The 19,666-nt window shown below is 67.5% G+C and carries 17 protein-coding genes; 14 read left to right on the top strand and 3 right to left on the bottom strand.

What is annotated here, in order from left to right; translation table 11 throughout:
* Window positions 1-61: 61 nt before the first annotated feature.
* The 14 genes from QXK92_RS07505 (at window position 62) to metK (ending at window position 16,008) form a co-directional block, all read left to right on the top strand.
* On the top strand, window positions 62-1,468 hold the full coding sequence (locus QXK92_RS07505; RefSeq protein WP_306241047.1) for a PPE domain-containing protein: 1,407 nt from the start codon (window positions 62-64) through the stop codon (window positions 1,466-1,468).
* Window positions 1,469-1,518: 50 nt separating this feature from the next.
* Window positions 1,519-2,880 carry a PPE family protein gene (locus QXK92_RS07500; RefSeq protein WP_306241046.1) on the top strand — a complete coding sequence of 454 codons (1,362 nt, stop codon included), beginning with the start codon at window positions 1,519-1,521 and terminating at the stop codon, window positions 2,878-2,880.
* Between the two features lie 154 nt (window positions 2,881-3,034).
* Window positions 3,035-3,586, top strand: a complete 552-nt coding sequence (pyrR, locus tag QXK92_RS07495) for a bifunctional pyr operon transcriptional regulator/uracil phosphoribosyltransferase PyrR (RefSeq protein WP_306241045.1) — start codon at window positions 3,035-3,037, stop codon at window positions 3,584-3,586.
* The gene (locus QXK92_RS07490) at window positions 3,583-4,530 is read left to right on the top strand and encodes an aspartate carbamoyltransferase catalytic subunit (protein ID WP_306241044.1); all 948 of its coding nucleotides are present in this window, start codon (window positions 3,583-3,585) and stop codon (window positions 4,528-4,530) included. Before pyrR ends, QXK92_RS07490 begins: the two co-directional genes overlap by 4 nt.
* Window positions 4,527-5,819, top strand: coding sequence for a dihydroorotase (locus QXK92_RS07485; RefSeq protein WP_306241043.1), 1,293 nt, complete (start codon window positions 4,527-4,529; stop codon window positions 5,817-5,819). The genes QXK92_RS07490 and QXK92_RS07485 overlap by 4 nt, the downstream gene beginning before the upstream one ends.
* The gene (locus QXK92_RS07480; RefSeq protein WP_306241042.1) at window positions 5,816-6,316 is read left to right on the top strand and encodes a transporter; all 501 of its coding nucleotides are present in this window, start codon (window positions 5,816-5,818) and stop codon (window positions 6,314-6,316) included. The genes QXK92_RS07485 and QXK92_RS07480 overlap by 4 nt, the downstream gene beginning before the upstream one ends.
* A 12-nt stretch (window positions 6,317-6,328) precedes the next feature.
* The gene (carA, locus tag QXK92_RS07475; protein ID WP_306241041.1) at window positions 6,329-7,447 is read left to right on the top strand and encodes a glutamine-hydrolyzing carbamoyl-phosphate synthase small subunit; all 1,119 of its coding nucleotides are present in this window, start codon (window positions 6,329-6,331) and stop codon (window positions 7,445-7,447) included.
* The gene (gene carB / locus QXK92_RS07470; protein WP_306241040.1) at window positions 7,447-10,791 is read left to right on the top strand and encodes a carbamoyl-phosphate synthase large subunit; all 3,345 of its coding nucleotides are present in this window, start codon (window positions 7,447-7,449) and stop codon (window positions 10,789-10,791) included. The genes carA and carB overlap by 1 nt, the downstream gene beginning before the upstream one ends.
* Window positions 10,788-11,606, top strand: coding sequence for an orotidine-5'-phosphate decarboxylase (gene pyrF / locus QXK92_RS07465; protein WP_306241039.1), 819 nt, complete (start codon window positions 10,788-10,790; stop codon window positions 11,604-11,606). The genes carB and pyrF overlap by 4 nt, the downstream gene beginning before the upstream one ends.
* 395 nt (window positions 11,607-12,001) lie before the next feature.
* Window positions 12,002-12,316 carry an integration host factor, actinobacterial type gene (gene mihF / locus QXK92_RS07460; protein WP_036355303.1) on the top strand — a complete coding sequence of 105 codons (315 nt, stop codon included), beginning with the start codon at window positions 12,002-12,004 and terminating at the stop codon, window positions 12,314-12,316.
* 25 nt (window positions 12,317-12,341) lie between these two features.
* Entirely contained in the window at window positions 12,342-12,947 is a 606-nt protein-coding gene (gmk, locus tag QXK92_RS07455) for a guanylate kinase (RefSeq protein WP_306241038.1), read from the top strand.
* Window positions 12,948-13,036: 89 nt separating this feature from the next.
* A complete protein-coding gene (rpoZ, locus tag QXK92_RS07450) occupies window positions 13,037-13,369 on the top strand; it encodes a DNA-directed RNA polymerase subunit omega (RefSeq protein WP_306241037.1) in 333 nt (110 codons plus the stop codon).
* 16 nt (window positions 13,370-13,385) lie between these two features.
* Window positions 13,386-14,657, top strand: coding sequence for a bifunctional phosphopantothenoylcysteine decarboxylase/phosphopantothenate--cysteine ligase CoaBC (gene coaBC / locus QXK92_RS07445; RefSeq protein ID WP_306241036.1), 1,272 nt, complete (start codon window positions 13,386-13,388; stop codon window positions 14,655-14,657).
* 139 nt (window positions 14,658-14,796) lie between these two features.
* On the top strand, window positions 14,797-16,008 hold the full coding sequence (gene metK / locus QXK92_RS07440) for a methionine adenosyltransferase (protein WP_306241035.1): 1,212 nt from the start codon (window positions 14,797-14,799) through the stop codon (window positions 16,006-16,008).
* Between the two features lie 73 nt (window positions 16,009-16,081).
* Here the strand turns inward: metK and QXK92_RS07435 are convergent, their stop codons facing one another.
* From QXK92_RS07435 to QXK92_RS07425, 3 genes are all read right to left on the bottom strand, one after another.
* Window positions 16,082-16,648 carry a pyridoxamine 5'-phosphate oxidase family protein gene (locus QXK92_RS07435; protein WP_306241034.1) on the bottom strand — a complete coding sequence of 189 codons (567 nt, stop codon included), beginning with the start codon at window positions 16,646-16,648 and terminating at the stop codon, window positions 16,082-16,084.
* 115 nt (window positions 16,649-16,763) lie between these two features.
* Window positions 16,764-18,248 (bottom strand): flavin-containing monooxygenase, encoded by a 1,485-nt coding sequence (locus QXK92_RS07430; protein WP_371934144.1) that lies wholly within the window; start codon window positions 18,246-18,248, stop codon window positions 16,764-16,766.
* Window positions 18,245-19,633, bottom strand: a complete 1,389-nt coding sequence (locus QXK92_RS07425; RefSeq protein WP_306241033.1) for a cytochrome P450 — start codon at window positions 19,631-19,633, stop codon at window positions 18,245-18,247. Before QXK92_RS07425 ends, QXK92_RS07430 begins: the two co-directional genes overlap by 4 nt.
* Window positions 19,634-19,666: the final 33 nt, after the last annotated feature.

Below are 19,666 nucleotides of genomic sequence, written 5' to 3'. Positions count from 1 at the left end.
GAGCGTGAGCGGTGCCGCTAAGCTCGCCGTGACCGCGGTGCGTTACAGGGAGCAACGAGCCATGGATTTCGGGAGCTATCCGCCGGAGGTCAACTCGGGCCGCATGTATGCCGGTGCCGGGTCAGGACCGTTCTTGGCCGCGGCCGAGGCGTGGGCTGCGCTTGCCGCCGGACTGCAATCGGCGGCGAATTCTTTCCAGTCGGTGGTATCGGCATTGACCGCTGGTCCCTGGTTGGGGCCGTCGTCGGCGTCGATGAGCGCCGCAGCGGCGTCGTATGCGGCGTGGTTGCGAGTCACCGCCGCACAGGCCGAAGAAACCTCTGCGCAGGCCAAGGTCGCGGCCGCTGCCTATCAAACCGCATTTTCCGCGACGGTTCCGCCGCCGATCGTGGCGGCCAACCGCAGTCAACTGATGATCCTGATAGCGACCGATGTGTTCGGAATAAACACCCCGGCGATCGCGGCCACCGAAGCGCAGTACGCGGAGATGTGGGCCCAGGACGCGGCGGCGATGTACGGCTACGCCGCCTCGTCGGCCTCGTCGACGTCGCTGACGCCGTTCAACCCACCCCCGCAGACCACTAACCCGGAGGGCCTGGCCAACCAAGCCGCCGCTGTCCCTGCCAACGGTATCGCCGGCACCGTGGCGAGCAAAGTCCAGCAAGCCTTCTCCGCGGTGCCCAGCGCGCTGCAGAGCGCGGCGGCCCCGGCAGCGGCCACGGACGACCCTTTGTTCCTGCTGTCCCTGCTGGCCGATCTGTCCGCCCTCACCTTCGGCGTATCGGCGGGAGTCGCCACCATTGGTATCGGCGTGCCTGCCGCTGTGCTCGGCATAGTGAATCTTCCGGTGGCTGTCTACAGCACCCTGGTGGGATTACACAGCGACGAGGTCCTCAGCGATTTGGATGACGTGGAGGCCTTTCCGGGTTCGGAGGTGGCGCCAGTGAAGCCGTTGCCGTCGCCGCCGCTCAACTTGCAGGCAGGCGCCGTTCCGGCGCAAAGGTTGTCGGCGGGACTGGGCGAGGCGAACGCCGTCGGGGCGTTATCGGTGCCGGCAGCGTGGACCGCTGCAACGCCGGCGGTGCGCCCAGTGGCGTACTCGCTGCCGGCGCTGGGCGGGACCCCGTCCGGCGCCGCCGCCGCGCCGGCGGCGGGAGCCGGGACAGGCACCATGCTGGCCCAGATGGCGATGGCGGGCATGGCCGGACGGGCGATGGCCGGAACTGTTGGTACCGGCCGGAGCGCCGGCAAGGAGGCCAAGGAGGCAACCGGGGCCGCTCGCGCCAGAACCGCGGCGGCCGCCGGTGATAAGGCATCTCGCGAAGTCGACGAGGCACCCAGCGACAAGCCTCGGGCTGTGGTCACCGGAGTCGCGGCCGAGCTACGTGAGTTCACCAAGCTCCGTGACGAGGGGATTTTGACCGACGAGGAATACACCGAGCAGAAGAACCGGTTGCTCGGTCGCTGAACCGCCCGTCGGGCAACTGCCGCGGTCATCGAGAAAAGGTAAGCGCAGCAATGGATTTCGGGATCTATCCGCCGGAGATCAACTCCGGTCGGATCTATGCCGGTCCGGGCGCGGGGCCGATGCTGGCGGCCGCACAGGCCTGGCAGAGCGTGGCGGACCAGCTGTACACGACGGTCGGCGGATATCAGTCGGCGGTGTCCGAACTCACGGAGGGGGCTTGGTCGGGTCCGTCGGCCGCGGCGATGAGCGCAGCGGCGGGTTCCTACGTGGAATGGCTGAGCGCCACCGCTGCGCGGACGGAACAGACCGCCGCCCAGGCATGGACCGCGGTCGCCGCCTACGAGGCGGCGTTCGCAGCCACGGTGCCACCGCCGGAGATCGCCGCCAACCGTGCCCTGCTGACGGTGCTGGTGGCGACCAACTTTCTGGGACAGAACACACCGGCGATCGCGGCCACCGAGGCGGTTTACGCCGAGATGTGGGCGCAGGACAGCCTGGCGATGTACAACTACGCAGCTTCGTCGGCGGCCGCGTCGGTGCTGACTCCCTTCACCCCTCCGCACCAGAACACCGACCCGGGCGGGACGGCCGGCCAGGCCGCCGCGATCAGCCAGATCGGCACCCTCGCCGGTGCCGCGCAAGATGCCATATCGGTTGTGCCACAGGCCTTGTCGGCGATGGCGGTACCGGTCGAGTTGGAATTCGTGACGCTCTTGCTCGATCTCTTTTTCATTGCGCCAATCGACGCGGCGGCCCTCTTCGCGATCGTCCCGGCGGACGTGATCGGTACATTCGGGGATTTTCCTCTCGCCGCCTTCATGGCTGTTTCCGGTGCCGATGACGATGAGACCGTCAGTGACTGGGACGGGGTAGAGCCCTTGTTGGGGACCGAACCGACGCCGGAAGAGCCGTTTGTGGCGCCCGTTGCGAACCTGCCGACTGTAGGCATTTCCACGGCGACGATGTCAGCGGCCTTCGGCGCGGCGAACACGGTCGGGGGATTGAGGGTGCCGCCGAGCTGGACCCAAATCGCCCCTGCCGTATCCGAAGTACGCCCGACCGCACTGGTCACACCGCTGACGAGTGCGAACACGGCAGCGGGGCCTGCGGCAGAATTCAACGAGGCGAACACGTTGAATCAGATGGGAATCGGCGCCATGGCCGGGCAACCGATGGTAGGCCCACCTGCCGCCGCGGGTGGGCAGAAGAACACCGCTGCGGCGCAGCTCATTGGCCGCAACGAGGATGCGCCGGCTGAGGAGGTCGAGGTAATGCCAGCGCCGCGGACCGTCATGACCGGCGTTGCCGCCGCGATCCGCGATATCGCCGCACAGCGCGCCGCTGGACTGCTGAGCGAACAGGAATACACCGAGCAGAAGAAGGTTCTGCTCGACATCTCGTTCGGCCAGTAGATCAGACGGCGATCGATACGGCGATGCCGTCCGTCGCGCCCGCGCCGGCTGAGCGCCTCGCGTACCCGGGGTCAGACCGTGTTAGGCTGCCCCCGCAAGTCGACATCCTTTAACGATCCGTCCGGAGAGGCGGAGAAGGAGGTCAAGATCTCGCATGGGTGCTAACGATCCGCGGGAATTGATGTCAGCGGCCGATGTCGGTCGCACCATTTCCCGTATGGCGCACCAGATCATCGAAAAGACCGCGCTGGACAATCCTGATTCCAACCGGGTGGTGCTGCTCGGGATTCCGACACGCGGAGTGACGCTGGCCAGCCGCCTGGCCGCCAACATCGCCGAATACAGCGGCGTGGACGTCGGCCACGGCTCGCTGGACATCACGCTCTACCGCGACGACCTGATGATCAAACCGCCGCGTCCGCTGGAAGCCACCTCGATCCCGGCCGGCGGCATCGACGACGCGCTGGTGATCCTCGTCGACGACGTGCTGTACTCCGGACGCTCCACCCGCTCCGCTCTTGACGCGCTGCGTGACGTGGGCCGGCCGCGGGCCGTGCAGCTGGCCGTACTGGTCGACCGCGGCCACCGCGAACTACCGATACGTGCCGACTACGTCGGCAAGAACGTGCCCACCTCACGTAACGAAAGCGTGCACGTGCAACTCAAGGAAGACGACGGACGAGACGGCGTGGTGATCACCCGATGACCCCAAGACATCTGCTGGCCGCGGGCGACCTGAGCCGCGACGAAGCCACCGCGATCCTCGACGACGCCGACCGCTTCGCCCAGGCGCTGGTCGGCAGGGACGTCAAGAAGCTGCCGACGCTGCGCGGCCGCACCGTGGTCACGATGTTCTACGAGAACTCCACCCGCACGCGGGTGTCGTTCGAGGTGGCCGGCAAGTGGATGAGCGCCGACGTGGTCAACGTCAGCGCATCCGGATCGTCTGTGGGCAAAGGAGAGTCGCTGCGCGACACCGCGCTCACGCTGCGGGCCGCCGGCGCCGACGCGCTGATCATCCGGCACCCCGCATCGGGGGCCGCGCACCTGCTCGCCGACTGGACCCGCGTCGCCGATGGGTCTCCATCGGTGATCAACGCCGGGGACGGCACGCACGAGCACCCCACCCAGGCGTTGCTGGACGCGTTGACCATCCGCCAGCGCCTCGGCGGGATCGAGGGGCGGCGCATCGTGATCGTCGGCGACATCCTGCACAGCCGGGTCGCGCGTTCCAATGTGATGCTGCTGGACACGCTGGGCGCCGAGGTCGTGCTGGTGGCTCCGCCGACGCTGCTGCCGCGCGGCGTCGAGGGGTGGCCGGTCACCGTCTCCAACGACTTCGACGCCGAACTTCCCGCCGCGGACGCAGTCCTGATGCTGCGGGTGCAGGCCGAGCGGATGAACGGCGGCTTCTTCCCGTCGGTGCGGGAGTACTCGACGCTCTACGGTTTGTCCGCCCGGCGCCAGGCGCTGCTGCCCGATCACGCCGTGGTGCTGCACCCGGGGCCGATGCTGCGCGGCATGGAGATCTCGTCGTCGGTGGCTGACTCGTCGCAATCCGCTGTGCTGCAACAGGTTTCCAACGGAGTGCACGTGCGGATGGCGGTGCTGTTCCACGTGCTGGTCGGGGCGGAGGAAGTCGCGGCATGAGTGTGCTGATCCGGGGTGTCCGGTTGTACGGCGAAGGAGACCCGGTCGACGTCCTGGTCGATGACGGTCAGATCGCGGACATCGGTGCCGGGCTCGACATTCCCGACACTGCAGATGTCATCGACGCCACCGGCCAGGTGCTGTTGCCCGGCTTCGTCGACCTGCACACCCACCTGCGTGAACCCGGCCGGGAATACGCCGAAGACATCGAAACCGGTTCGGCGGCAGCGGCTCTGGGCGGTTACACCGCGGTGTTCGCGATGGCGAACACCAACCCGGTGGCCGACAGCCCGGTGGTGACCGACCATGTGTGGCACCGCGGTCGCCAGATCGGCCTGGTCGACGTCCATCCCGTCGGTGCGGTCACCGTCGGATTGGCCGGCGTCGAGCTGACCGAGATGGGCATGATGCACGCCGGCGCCGCGCAGGTGCGGATGTTCTCCGATGACGGCATCTGCGTGCACGATCCGCTGGTGATGCGCCGGGCGCTGGAATACGCCACCGGCCTGGGCCTGCTGATCGCCCAGCACGCCGAGGAACCCCGGCTCACCGTCGGCGCGGTCGCGCACGAAGGGCCTACCGCCGCCCGCCTCGGACTCGCCGGATGGCCCAGGGCCGCCGAGGAATCCATCGTGGCCCGCGACGCCCTGCTGGCCCGTGATGCCGGCGCCCGGGTGCACATCTGCCACGCTTCCACCGCGGGCACCGTGGAGATCGTGAAATGGGCCAAGGAACAAGGCATTTCGATCACCGCTGAGGTCACACCGCACCACCTGCTGCTCGATGACGCCCGGCTGGTCAGCTACGACGGGCGTAACCGGGTCAACCCGCCGCTGCGTGAGGCCTCCGACGCGCAGGCGCTTCGCCAGGCGCTGGCCGAAGGGGTCATCGATTGTGTGGCGACCGATCACGCGCCGCACGCCGAACACGAGAAGTGTGTGGAGTTCGCCGCCGCCCGCCCGGGCATGCTGGGGCTGCAGACCGCGCTGTCGGTGGTGGTGCAGACGATGGTGCAGCCCGGATTGCTCACCTGGCGCGATGTCGCGCGGGTGATGAGTGAGAATCCGGCGCGCATCGTCGGACTGCCTGACCACGGCCGTCCCCTCGAAGTGGGCGAGCCGGCGAATCTGACCGTCGTCGATCCCGAGGGCAGCTGGACCGTCGCCGGCTCCGACCTGGCCAGCCGCTCGGACAACACTCCCTACGAGTCGATGACGCTGCCGGCCACGGTGACGGCGACAATGCTGCGCGGCAAGATCACCGCCCGGGACGGGAAGAGTCCCGCATGAATTCAGGCACCCTGGTGGGTTCGCTGATTTTCGCGGCGGTGCTGGTGGTGGTGCTGGCGGTGGCGATCCAGCTGATGATGCGAGGCTGGCGGCGACGGGCCGAAGCCCAGGTCGAGCTGATCGGCGAGCTGCCCCGCCTGCCCGACGCGGTCGGCGCCCCGGCGGTCACCACCCAGGGCCTGTATGTCGGCACTACGTTGTCGCCGGCCTGGAACGACCGGGTCGCGGTGGGTGATCTGGGTTACCGGAGTAAGGCGTTTCTGATCCGCTACCCCGAGGGCGTTCTGGTGGAACGCATTCGTGCGCAACCCATTTGGATTCCGGCGGAGTCCATCACGGCTATCCGCACCGAGCGCGGAGTCGCCGGAAAGGTCGCGGCCCGCAACGGGATCCTGGCGATCCGCTGGCGCCTGCCGTCGGGCACCGAGATCGACACCGGGTTCCGGGCGGACAACCGGGACGAGTACGTGCACTGGATAGAGGAGGATGCCGCGTGAGGAGTGGCGCAGATGAGTAAAGCTCTGCTGGTGCTCGAAGACGGCCGCGTCTTCACCGGCACCACATTCGGGGCGATCGGCCAGACGCTGGGCGAAGCCGTGTTCAGCACCGGCATGTCGGGCTACCAGGAAACCCTGACCGACCCCAGCTACCACCGTCAGATCGTGGTGGCCACCGCCCCGCAGATCGGCAACACCGGGTGGAACGACGAGGACGCCGAAAGTCGCGGCGACAAGATCTGGGTGGCCGGCTATGCGGTGCGCGACCCGTCGCCGCGCGCCTCCAACTGGCGCGCCACCAGCACGCTGGAGGCCGAACTGGTCCGCCAGCGCATCGTCGGCATCGCCGGAATCGACACCCGGGCGGTGGTGCGCCATCTGCGCAGCCGCGGCTCGATGAAGGCGGGTGTCTTCTCGGGCGCGGCGCTGGCCGACCCCGAGCAGCTGGTCGAACGCGTCCGCGGACAGCAGCCGATGCTGGGCGCCGACCTGGCCGGCGAGGTCAGCACACCGGAGACATACATCGTCGAACCCGAAGTCCCACAGCGCTTCACCGTGGCCGCGCTCGACCTCGGCATCAAGACCAACACGCCGCGCAACTTCGCCCGCCGCGGCATCCGCAGCCATGTGCTGCCGAGTTCGGCAACCTTCGACCAGATCGCCGCGATCAAGCCGGACGGGGTGTTCCTGTCGAACGGGCCGGGCGACCCGGCCACCGCCGACCACACCGTCGCGCTCACCCGCGAGGTGCTGAGTGCCGGGATACCGCTGTTCGGAATCTGTTTCGGGAACCAGATCCTGGGCCGCGCGCTCGGCTTGTCGACCTACAAGATGGTGTTCGGCCACCGGGGCATCAACATCCCGGTCATCGACCATGCCACCGGCCGGGTCGCCGTGACCTCCCAGAATCACGGCTTCGCACTGGAGGGGGAGGCCGGCCAGACGTTCGACACCCCGTTCGGCGCGGCGCAGGTCAGTCATACCTGTGCCAACGACGGGGTGGTCGAAGGAGTCAGACTCGTTGACGGGCGCGCCTTTTCGGTGCAGTACCACCCGGAGGCCGCGGCCGGACCGCACGATGCGGAATACCTGTTCGACCAGTTCATCGACCTCATGGAAGGGAACCGCTAGTGCCGCGCCGCACTGACCTCAACCACGTGCTGGTGATCGGCTCCGGGCCGATCGTCATCGGCCAGGCCTGCGAGTTCGACTACTCCGGCACCCAGGCCTGCCGGGTGTTGCGAGCCGAGGGGCTGCAGGTCAGCCTGGTGAACTCCAACCCGGCAACCATCATGACGGACCCGGAGTTCGCCGATCACACCTATGTCGAGCCCATCACGCCCGCATTCGTCGAGCGGGTGATGGCCCAGCAGGCCGAGCGTGGCAACAAGATCGACGCACTGTTGGCCACCCTGGGCGGCCAGACCGCCCTGAACACCGCGGTCGCGCTCTACGAGAACGGGGCGCTGGAGCGCTACGGGATCGAACTCATCGGCGCCGACTTCGACGCCATTCAGCGCGGCGAGGACCGGCAGAAGTTCAAGGACATCGTCGCCAAGGTCGGTGGCGAATCTGCCCGCAGCCGAGTCTGTTTCACGATGGAAGAAGTGCGTGAGACGGTCGAGGAGGTCGGTCTGCCGGTCGTGGTGCGGCCCAGTTTCACCATGGGTGGGCTGGGTTCGGGCATGGCGCGGTCGGTCGAGGAGGTCGACCGGATGGCCGGCGCCGGGCTGGCCGCCAGCCCCAGCGCCAACGTGCTCATCGAGGAATCGATCTACGGCTGGAAGGAATTCGAACTCGAGCTGATGCGCGACGGCCACGACAACGTGGTGGTGGTGTGCTCGATCGAGAACGTGGACCCCATGGGTGTGCACACCGGTGACTCGGTCACCGTGGCGCCCGCGATGACGCTGACCGACCGCGAATACCAGCGGATGCGGGATCTGGGCATCGCGATTCTGCGCGAAGTCGGCGTCGACACCGGCGGCTGCAACATCCAGTTCGCGGTCAACCCCAAAGACGGCCGGCTCATCGTCATCGAGATGAACCCGCGGGTCTCGCGATCGAGCGCGCTGGCGTCCAAGGCCACCGGATTCCCGATCGCCAAGATCGCCGCCAAACTGGCCATCGGCTACACCCTCGACGAGATCGTCAACGACATCACCAAGGAAACCCCGGCCTGCTTCGAGCCGACGCTCGACTACGTCGTGGTCAAGGCGCCGCGCTTCGCCTTCGAGAAGTTCCCCGGTGCCGACGACACGCTGACCACCACCATGAAGTCGGTCGGTGAGGCGATGTCGTTGGGCCGCAACTTCGTCGAGGCGCTCGGCAAGGTGATGCGCTCGCTGGAAACCACCCGCGCGGGATTCTGGACGAAACCGGACGCCGAAGGTCAACTCGACGACGTGCTGACCCGGCTGCAGACTCCCACCGAGGGCAGGCTCTACGACATCGAACTGGCGCTGCGGCTGGGCGGGTCGGTGGAACAGGTAGCCCAGGCCAGCGGCGTCGACCCGTGGTTCGTCGCCCAGATCGACGAACTGGTGGCGCTGCGAGCCGAACTCGTCGACGCCCCCGTCCTCGATGCCGAGCTGCTGCGCCACGCCAAGCATTGCGGGTTGTCCGACCGCCAGATCGCGGCTCTGCGGCCGGAATTGGCGGGCGAGAACGGGGTGCGGTCGCTACGTGAGCGGCTGGGCATCCACCCCGTCTACAAAACGGTGGACACCTGTGCGGCCGAGTTCGAAGCCAGGACGCCGTATCACTACAGCAGCTACGAACTCGACCCCGCCGCCGAGACCGAGGTGGCCCCGCAGACCGAGCGGCCCAAGGTGCTGATTCTGGGTTCCGGGCCCAACCGCATCGGACAGGGCATCGAGTTCGACTACAGCTGCGTGCACGCGGCAACCACGTTGAGCCAGGCCGGTTTTGAGACGGTGATGGTCAACTGCAACCCGGAGACGGTGTCCACCGACTACGACACCGCCGACCGGTTGTACTTCGAGCCGCTGACGTTCGAGGACGTGCTCGAGGTCTACCACGCCGAGGAACAGTCCGGCACCGGCGGACCGGGCGTGGTCGGGGTCATCGTGCAGCTGGGCGGCCAGACCCCTCTCGGTCTGGCGCAACGGCTCGCTGATGCCGGGGTGCCCATCGTCGGCACCCCGCCGGAAGCTATCGACCTGGCCGAGGACCGCGGCGCCTTCGGTGACGTGCTGAACTCGGCCGGTCTGCCCGCGCCCAAGTACGGCACGGCAACCACATTCGAGCAGGCCCGCCGCATCGCCGCCGACATCGGATACCCGGTGCTGGTGCGGCCCTCCTACGTGCTCGGCGGTCGCGGCATGGAGATCGTCTACGACGAGGAGACCCTCAAGGGCTACATCACCCGGGCCACCGAACTGTCCCCGGAACATCCGGTGCTCGTCGACCGCTTCCTCGAGGACGCGGTCGAGATCGACGTCGACGCGCTGTGCGACGGCACCGAGGTCTACATCGGCGGCATCATGGAGCACATCGAGGAGGCCGGAATCCACTCCGGGGACTCGGCGTGCGCGCTCCCGCCGGTGACGCTGGGCCGCAGCGATATCGAGAAGGTGCGCAAGGCCACCGAGGCCATCGCGCACGGTATCGGTGTGGTCGGCCTGCTCAACGTGCAGTACGCACTCAAGGACGACGTGCTCTACGTGCTGGAAGCCAATCCGAGAGCGAGCCGTACCGTTCCCTTCGTGTCCAAGGCCACCGCGATCCCGCTGGCCAAAGCCTGCGCACGAGTCATGTTGGGCGCCAGCATTTCTAAGCTTCGTGAAGAGGGATTGCTGGCCGAGTCCGGAGACGGCGCGAGTGTTCCGCCGGACGCCCCGATCGCGGTCAAGGAAGCGGTGCTGCCATTCCACCGGTTCCGGCGCGCCGACGGTGCCGCGATCGACTCGCTGCTCGGCCCGGAGATGAAGTCCACCGGCGAGGTGATGGGCATCGACCGGGACTTCGGCAGCGCCTTCGCCAAGAGCCAGACGGCCGCCTACGGCTCATTGCCCGCCCAGGGCACGGTATTCGTCTCGGTTGCCAACCGGGACAAGCGATCCCTGGTTTTTCCGGTGAAACGGCTGGCGGACTTGGGCTTTCGGGTGCTGGCCACCGAGGGGACGGCAGAGATGCTGCGGCGCAACGGGATTCCCTGCGACGAGGTGCGAAAGCACTTCGAGGCGCCGCAGGAAGGCCGTCCGGCGATGTCGGCGGTCGACGCCATCCGGGCCGGTGAGGTCGACATGGTGATCAACACGCCCTACGGCAACTCGGGTCCCCGGGTGGACGGCTATGAGATCCGGTCGGTGGCGGTGGCCGTCAACATTCCCTGCATCACCACGGTGCAGGGCGCCTCGGCCGCCGTGCAGGGGATCGAAGCCGGGATCCGCGGCGACATCGACGTGCAATCACTGCAGGAACTGCATCGCGCCATCGGTACCAGAAGGTGACCGGTTTCGGGGCGCGGCTGGCGCAGGCGCGGTCGAGTCGCGGACCGCTGTGCCTGGGCATCGACCCGCATCCCGAGCTGTTACGGGCCTGGGAGCTGCCGGTCACTGCCGAGGGCCTCGCCGCGTTCTGCGACGTCTGCGTCGAGGCCTACGCGGGCTTCGCGATGGTGAAGCCCCAAGTCGCGTTCTTCGAGGCGTACGGGTCGGCCGGTTTCGCGGTGCTCGAGCGCACCACCGCCGCGCTGCGTTCCAACGGTGTGCTGGTGCTGGCCGACGCCAAGCGCGGCGACATCGGGTCGACCATGGCGGCCTATGCGACTGCATGGGCCGGCGACTCGCCGCTGGCCGCCGACGCGGTGACGGCGTCGCCCTATCTGGGGTTCGGCTCGCTGCGGCCGTTGCTGGAAGTCGCCGCGGCACACGACCGCGGAGTGTTCGTCCTGGCGGCAACCTCCAACCCCGAGGGCCCGACGGTGCAGCGCGCCGATGCCGGTGGACGCACGGTGGCGCAGCTGATCGTGGACCACGTGGCGTCGGCTAATAAGGGGGCCAGCCCGGGTTCCGTGGGCGTGGTCGTCGGCGCCACGGTGCTGCAGGCCCCCGATCTGAGCGAACTGGGCGGCCCGGTGCTGGTGCCCGGCGTGGGGGCCCAGGGCGGGCGTGCCGAGGCGCTGGCCGGCCTGGGCGGGGCGCCGTTGAGCCAGCTGTGGCCCGCGGTGTCGCGCGAGGTGCTGAGGGCCGGGCCCGGCGTGGCCGAGTTGCGTGCCGCCGGTGAACGCATGCTCGACGCTGTCGGCTACCTGAACGGGAGCTGACGGCGCGACACGCGCGACGCGCCGCGCAAATGCGTGATCCGCGGCACTGTGACCTGCGGGTGTCTGCTGCCGTCGCCACCTCGGGAGCTCCCGGTCGACCGGCGGGCCTCGCCGGAAACCAATAATTCGCAGGTGAAGGCGCTTTTTCGGGATCGCAGCGGCGCCGTGGGCACCCGTCGCGCGCCGTTTCAGGACCGTTCGCCGACGTTGCTGGGTGGATCGCCGCGCGGGCGCGTCAGGTGCCTCCCTGCCTCGCCACGCTGGACAAATGACCCGGAAACCGGGGGGTCGGGTTAGATTTCGTCAGGAAGCGTGGGTACGGTCGTCTGCGCTGGCTGGAGTACCCGGCCAAGACAAGAAACGATCGATAGTTATCGACGAGAGACGGAGGAATCGTGGCCCTTCCCCAGTTGACCGACGAGCAGCGCGCTGCCGCGTTGGAGAAGGCTGCTGCCGCACGTCGAGCACGAGCTGAGCTCAAGGATCGGCTCAAGCGTGGCGGCACCAACCTCACCCAGGTGCTCAAGGACGCCGAGAGCGACGAAGTTCTCGGCAAGATGAAGGTCTCTGCGCTGCTGGAAGCGTTGCCGAAGGTGGGCAAGGTCAAGGCGCAGGAGATCATGACCGAGCTCGAGATCGCGCCGACCCGTCGCCTGCGCGGTCTGGGTGACCGCCAGCGCAAGGCTCTGCTGGAAAAGTTCGGCTCCTAGTCGGGCCCCCGACCCAGGAGCGCCGGTGAGCGCCGGCGAGGGACCGGAAGGTACGACGCCTGTTGGGAGAACAGTCGTACTGTCCGGTCCCTCCGCGGTCGGCAAGTCGACGGTGGTCCGGTGTCTGCGCGAGCAGATACCGAACCTGCACTTCAGCGTCTCGGCCACGACGCGAGCACCAAGGCCGGGGGAGGTCGACGGCGTCGACTATCACTTCGTCAGCCCCGCCCGATTCCAGCAGCTCATTGATCAGGGCGAACTGCTGGAATGGGCGGAAATCCACGGGGGATTGCACCGCTCGGGCACTCTGGCCGCACCGGTGCGTGCCGCTACGGCGGCCGGTTTTCCGGTACTGATCGAGGTCGATCTGGCCGGGGCCCGCGCGGTCAAGCAGGCAATGCCGGAAGCCCTCACCGTGTTTCTGGCCCCGCCCAGCTGGGCGGATCTGGAAGCCCGGCTGATCGGCCGGGGCACCGAAACACCCGACGTCATCGAGCGCCGGCTGGACACCGCCCGCATCGAATTGGCTGCACAAGGCGACTTCGACGTGGTGGTGGTGAACAGTCGATTAGAGTCTGCGTGCGCCGAATTGGTATCCTTGCTGGTGGGAACCGTCCCTGACTCCGTTTAGCGGGTCCCCGAAATTTCACAATCGATTTTTTCAACCGTTCAAAACCTTTGAACGCACTACGAACGTCCGAGCGCCAGGAGATTTTTTACGTGACCATTCCGCAGTCCGACACGTCGTTGGCCGCCGTCGCAGCCGCAGATCAGTTCGATTCGTCGGCCGGTGTGGCGGGCGCCTACGACACCCCGCTGGGCATCACCAACCCGCCCATCGACGAGTTGCTGGACCGCGTCTCGAGCAAGTACGCGCTGGTGATCTACGCGGCCAAGCGGGCCCGCCAGATCAACGACTACTACAACCAGCTCGGCGAAGGCATCCTCGAGTACGTCGGCCCGTTGGTCGAGCCCGGTTTGCAGGAGAAGCCGCTTTCGATCGCGATGCGCGAAATCCACGCCGACCTGCTCGAACACACCGAGGGCGAGTAACAGGGTCTGGCGCGCCGTGGACAGTGAGCGCAGCAAGCGCGTCATCGTCGGCGTATCCGGCGGTATCGCGGCCTACAAGGCCTGCACTGTCGTCCGTCAGCTCGCTGAAGCCGGCCACCGCGTCCGGGTCATCCCCACCGACTCCGCGCTGAACTTCGTCGGAGCCGCCACTTTCGAGGCGCTGTCGGGCGAGCCGGTGCGCACCGGTGTCTTCCAGGACGTCCCCCAAGTGCCGCACGTCCGGCTCGGCCAGCAGGCCGATCTGGTGGTCGTCGCTCCGGCGACCGCGGATCTGCTGGCCCGGGCGGTCGCCGGCCGCGCTGACGACCTGCTGACCGGAACACTGCTCACCGCCCGCTGTCCGGTGATGTTCGCACCGGCCATGCACACCGAAATGTGGTTGCACCCCGCCACCGTCGACAACGTCGCGACTTTGCGGCGCCGCGGCGCGGTGGTGCTGGAACCCGCCTCGGGTCGTCTCACCGGCTCGGACAGCGGCGCGGGCCGCCTGCCCGAGGCCGAGGAGATCACCACGCTGGCCCACCTGTTGCTGGAGCGCCATGATGCGCTGCCGTATGACCTGGCGGGCTGCAAGATGCTGGTGACGGCCGGCGGTACCCGCGAGGCGATCGACCCGGTGCGCTTCATCGGCAACCGCAGCTCCGGCAAGCAGGGTTATGCCGTCGCGCGGGTGGCCGCACAGCGTGGCGCCGAGGTCACGCTCATCGCCGGGCACACCGCGGGGCTCATCGATCCGGCCGGGGTGAACGTGGTGCACGTCAGCTCCGCCGAACAGCTCGGCAGTGCGGTGTCCAAGCACGCCCCGGAGGCCAACGTGCTGGTGATGGCGGCGGCGGTGGCCGATTTCCGGCCGACCCAGGTTGCCACCGCAAAGATCAAAAAGAGTGACCAGGGCCCCCCGACCATCGAGCTGGTTCGCAACGACGACGTGCTGGCCGGCGCGGTGCAGGCCCGCTCACACGGTCAGCTGCCCAATATGCGGGCGATCGTCGGGTTCGCGGCCGAGACCGGTGACGCCAACGGCGACGTGCTGTTCCACGCCCGCGCCAAACTCCGGCGCAAGGGGTGCGACCTGCTGGTCGTCAACGCGGTCGGTGACGGCAGGGCGTTCGAGGTGGACAGCAACGACGGCTGGCTGCTGGCTGCCGATGGAACCGAATCGGCGCTGCAGCACGGGTCCAAGACGCTGATGGCGAGTCGTATCGTTGATGCGATCGCCACGTTCCTGCACGGGGACTTGCATGGGGACGGGGCCTCAGACAGATAACGTGTGCCGGGCAGCGTGGCCCGTCGGGAAGCCCCGAGAATTTGCAGACGGGCCGTCAGGTCCGGTTTGCTTGAAGGCATCGGAAAATAATTCGCCTAACTAACCGTTGGGCGGGCATGGACTGGAAGGACGTACCAGGGTGAGCGAGAAGGGTCGGCTATTTACCAGCGAGTCGGTGACCGAGGGGCATCCAGACAAGATCTGTGACGCGATCAGTGACTCGGTCCTCGACGCGCTGCTGGCGGGCGACCCGCGCTCACGTGTGGCGGTCGAGACGCTGGTGACCACCGGGCAGGTGCACGTGGTGGGGGAGGTGACGACCTCGGCGAAGGAGGCGTTCGCCGACATCACCAACACGGTGCGCGCCCGCATCCTCGACATCGGCTACGACTCGTCGGACAAGGGCTTCGACGGCGCGTCGTGCGGGGTCAACATCGGGATCGGCGCGCAGTCGCCGGACATCGCCCAGGGCGTTGACACCGCCCACGAGGCACGCGTCGAGGGCGCGGCGGACCCGCTGGACTCCCAGGGCGCCGGCGACCAGGGCCTGATGTTCGGCTATGCGATCAACGACACCCCGGAGCTGATGCCGCTGCCGATCGCGCTGGCGCACCGGCTGTCGCGGAAGCTGACCGAGGTTCGCAAGAACGGCACGCTGGACTATCTGCGGCCGGACGGCAAGACCCAGGTCACCATCGCCTACGAGGACAATGTCCCGGTGCGGCTGGACACCGTCGTCGTCTCCACCCAGCACGCCGACGGCATCGACCTGGAGAACACGCTGGACCCAGACATCCGCCGGCACGTGCTGCAGACCGTGCTCGAGGAACTGGCCCACGAAACCCTGGACTCGTCGTCGACACGCGTGCTGGTGAACCCGACCGGCAAGTTCGTCCTCGGCGGCCCGATGGGCGACGCCGGCCTGACCGGCCGCAAGATCATCGTCGACACCTACGGCGGCTGGGCCCGGCACGGTGGTGGGGCGTTCTCCGGCAAGGACCCGTCGAAGGTGGACCGCTCGGCTGCGTACGCGATGCGCTGGGTGGCCAAGAACGTCGTCGCCGCCGGGCTCGCGGAGCGCGTCGAGGTGCAGGTGGCCTACGCCATCGGCAAGGCCGCCCCGGTGGGGCTGTTCATCGAGACCTTTGGCACCGAGGCGGTCGACCCGGTCAAGATCGAGAAGATCATTCCGGAGGTGTTCGACCTGCGGCCCGGCGCGATCATCCGCGACCTGGACCTGCTGCGCCCCATTTACGCGCCGACCGCCGCGTACGGGCACTTCGGGCGGACCGACATCGAGTTGCCGTGGGAGCAGCTGAACAAGGTCGACGACCTCAAGCGCGCGATCTAGCGTTTCACCGCGAGCAGTCGCAAACTCGCACGAAACCCCCTAGGGTTCGTGCGAGTTTGCGTCTGCTGGGCAACTAACGGGGCGGTAGCGGGTGGTCCGGTTCCAGCCCGGCCAGGCCATCGATGCTGTGCTGATTGCGCCCGATCGTGCCGGCGTAGGCCTCGAGCGGCTGCTTGCCGTGATAGTTGTCGAGCACCGGCCGGTCATCGACGAGCTCGTAGTAGGGCACCGCGAACCCGCACGCGTCCGCGATCCGTTCCACGTCGACGACAATGGCCGCCCGAATGCCCGGCCGCAGTTCCCCGAAATGGCTTCGCACGCGAGCGAATTCGTCGTCGTCCGGGCGCAGCACCCGCCCGGTGCCGAACAGCCGCAGAATGCGTGAGTTGCGGGTGAACGAGCAGAACATCAGCGTGATGCGGCCGTTGTCCCGCAGGTGTGCGATGGTCTCCACGCCGCTGCCGAACAGGTCCAGATAGGCGACCGTGTGGTCGTCGAGCACCGCGAAGGTATCGGCGTATCCCTTGGGCGACAGATTGATTCGGCCACCCTCAGACGGAGCGGTGGCGACGAAGAACATCGCCTGTTCGTCGATGAATGCCCGCAGCGAGTCGTCGATATGGGAGAACACTTTCGCCATGGCCAAAGCCTAGCGGCAGGCCGCTGGCAGCCGACGGCCTCGTCGAAACATAAACCAGGTACACCTCGCACCGCGTGTCATGTGCGCAGGTTCAGTGTCGCGAGAGCGGCGCGGGCTATCCCGTGTATCGGTAGTCGTCCAGATCGAAATGCCTACTCCGCCAGTGTGCCTCGACGGTCGTCGTGGGCCGCAGCGGTACGTCGCCGTTCTTGTCGAAGTAGTAGCTGTTGGCCAGCCGGCAGCTGTCCTGCCAGAACACCTGACGGTAGCGCTTGCGCATCATCTCGGCGAAGTAGCGGTCGTTGGCCTCCGCGGTGACCTCCACCCGCGTCGAACCCTTGGCGCGCGCCCGCTTCAAACAACGCAGGATGTGATGCGTCTGGGTCTCGATCAGCGCGAAGTACGACGAGCCGACGTAACCGTAGGGCCCGAACACGGCGAAGAAGTTCGGGAAACCCGGAACGCTGACGCCCTCGTAGGCCTGCGTGCGGTGCTCGTCCCAGAACCGGCTCAACGACTGCCCGCCGACGCCGGACACGGCGTAGGTCAGCACGTCGTCGCTGTCGAGCACCTTGAACCCGGTGGCCAGGATCAGCACGTCGACGTCGAAATGCGTGCCGTCGTCGGTGGCGACCGACGACGGGGTGATCTTGTCGATAGGGGTGGTGACCAGCTGCACGTTGTCGCGGTTGAAGGTGGACAGGTACGTGTTGTGGAAACCCGGCCGTTTGCATCCGACCGCATATTGCGGCGTGAGTTGCGCACGAACCTCGGGGTCGTCGACCTCCTGACGCAGGTACCGCCGTCCCGCCGCCGCCGTCCACTTGGCCAGCGGGAACACCTTGAAGTAGTGCGCCGAGATCGGGAATGTCGCTTCGACGAAAGCCTGGCTGAGTGCCCGCTGCACCGCTTTGCCGCCGGGAATCCGCATTGCCCAGCGCGCCGCGGCGGGCAGCGGGACATCGAACTTGGGGAAGCACCAGATCGGTGTGCGCTGGAAAACGGTCAGGTTCGAGACGACGGGTGCGATCTCCGGAATGATCTGGACGGCCGAGGCGCCGGTGCCGATGATCCCGACGCGCTTGCCGGTCAAGTCCTGGCTGTGATCCCAGCGCGCGGTGTGCATGGTGATGCCGTCGAACGAGTCGACTCCGTCGATGTCGGGCAGCTTGGGCACCGTCAGGACGCCGCTGGCGCTGATGATGTAGCGCGCGGTGATTTCACCGCCCGGGTCGGTCTGGACCCGCCACAGATTGTGTTGTTCGTCGAACTCGGCGGCAATCACCTTGGTGTTGAACCGGATTCGGGAGCGAATGCGGTACTTGTCGACGCAGTGCTCGGCGTAGGCGCGTAGTTCGCGCCCGGGCGCGTAGGTGCGCGACCAGTCCGGGCTCTGCTCGAACGAGAACTGGTAGGAGAACGATGGGATGTCGACGGCAATCCCCGGGTAGGTGTTCCAGTACCAGGTGCCGCCGACGCCGTCGCCGGCCTCGACGATCTGGTAGTCGGAGAATCCCGCCTCATCGAGCTTGATGGCGGCGCCGATGCCGGAGAACCCGGCGCCGACGATCAGGACTTGGTGGTCAGGCGTGATTGTCATGAACGGCTCTCCGCGATGAGGTGGACCCCGTATTTGGGGCGCAGTGTCAATGTTGCTTCGAGTTCGACCGGATGGCCAGGTGCGGTGGCCATAGTGAACCGCTGGCTCATGATCGCGGCGATCAGCACCATCTCCATCAGCGCGAAGCTCTGCCCGATGCAGATGCGCCGGCCGCCGCCGAACGGCAAGTAGGCCGACCGGGGGCGAGCCCGGACGGTATCAAGAAACCTGTTCGGGTCGAACGTTTCCGGGTCGGGCCACCACCGCGGGTCGTGGTGAATGTGATGGATCGGGATGACGACGGTGGTGCCCCGGCGGATGTGGTGCCCGTCGATCACGTCGTCCTCGACGGCCTCACGCGCGATGATCCACACCGCGGAGAAATAGCGCTGCGCCTCCTGCAAGCATGCGGTAGTCCACGGGAGGTTGCCCAGATCCGCGGCGACCGGGCGGCGCGTGCCCAGCACGTCGTCGACCTCGGCGATCATCCGGTCGCGGGCTGCCGGGTTGAGCGTCATCAGATGCCAGAACCAGGACATGGCGTTGGCGGTGGTCTCATGACCGGCCAGCATGAACGTCAGCGCCTCGTCACGGACGCGCTGTCGTGGCCACGTGCCGCCGTCGGCCCGCAACAGCACGTTGAGCAGGTCGGCGGATTCGGTCGGCGCCGCCAACCGCTGGTCGATCACCGCATTCACAGCGCGGTCGAGTTCGAGGGTGATCTCCTGGACCTCACGTAACGGCGGAGGCAGGTGTACACCCGAATAGGTGCGCCACACCAGGGCGTCGTAAACCGGCTGCGGCATCAGTCCCCACAGCCCCAGGCGCTCCAGCTTCTCGGCCCGGCGCAATCCGCGGGTGGCGAGATCGTTCATGCTCTCGATCAGCGGCCCGAAGTCCTGGCTGAACAAGGCGTTGGCCACCACCCGTAACGTCGTTTCGACCATGATCTCGTGCATGTCGAACGGTGCGCCGACGGGCAGCGCTGCGGTGACGTCGGCGATCGGGTCGATCATCAGGTCGACGAGTTCGTTGAGGTGGCGGCGGGCGAACGTCGGGTTCAGCACACCGCGGTGACCGGCCCACGAGTCGCCCTCGTCGGTCAGCAGATTGATGCCGGCGGCAGCCTTGATCGGCGCGTACTCGTTGGACTTGACGTACTTCAGCCGGGCCTCGTGCAGCACATGGTCGACGTAGTCGGGATGGCTGAGCGCAACGAATCGCCTTCCACCACAACGGAACCTGGTGATATCGCTGCCGCGCAACCGGCCCAGGAACCCGTCGCCGGCGTCGAATCCGATGGTGAGTGCCTCCCGGGTCATCGTCCAGGTGCTCAGTCTTCTGGCCGGGCCGCGCAGGGGCCGTTCGGCGGTGAGGGTGGCCATGGTCCCCACCCTAGGGACGGTGACCGCGACCCG

The organism is Mycobacterium sp. TY815 (assembly GCF_030755135.1).
Taxonomy (GTDB): Bacteria; Actinomycetota; Actinomycetes; order Mycobacteriales; family Mycobacteriaceae; genus Mycobacterium.
The sequence above is the reverse complement of the archived record's forward strand: the minus strand, read 5'-3'. Positions and strand labels throughout refer to the sequence as shown.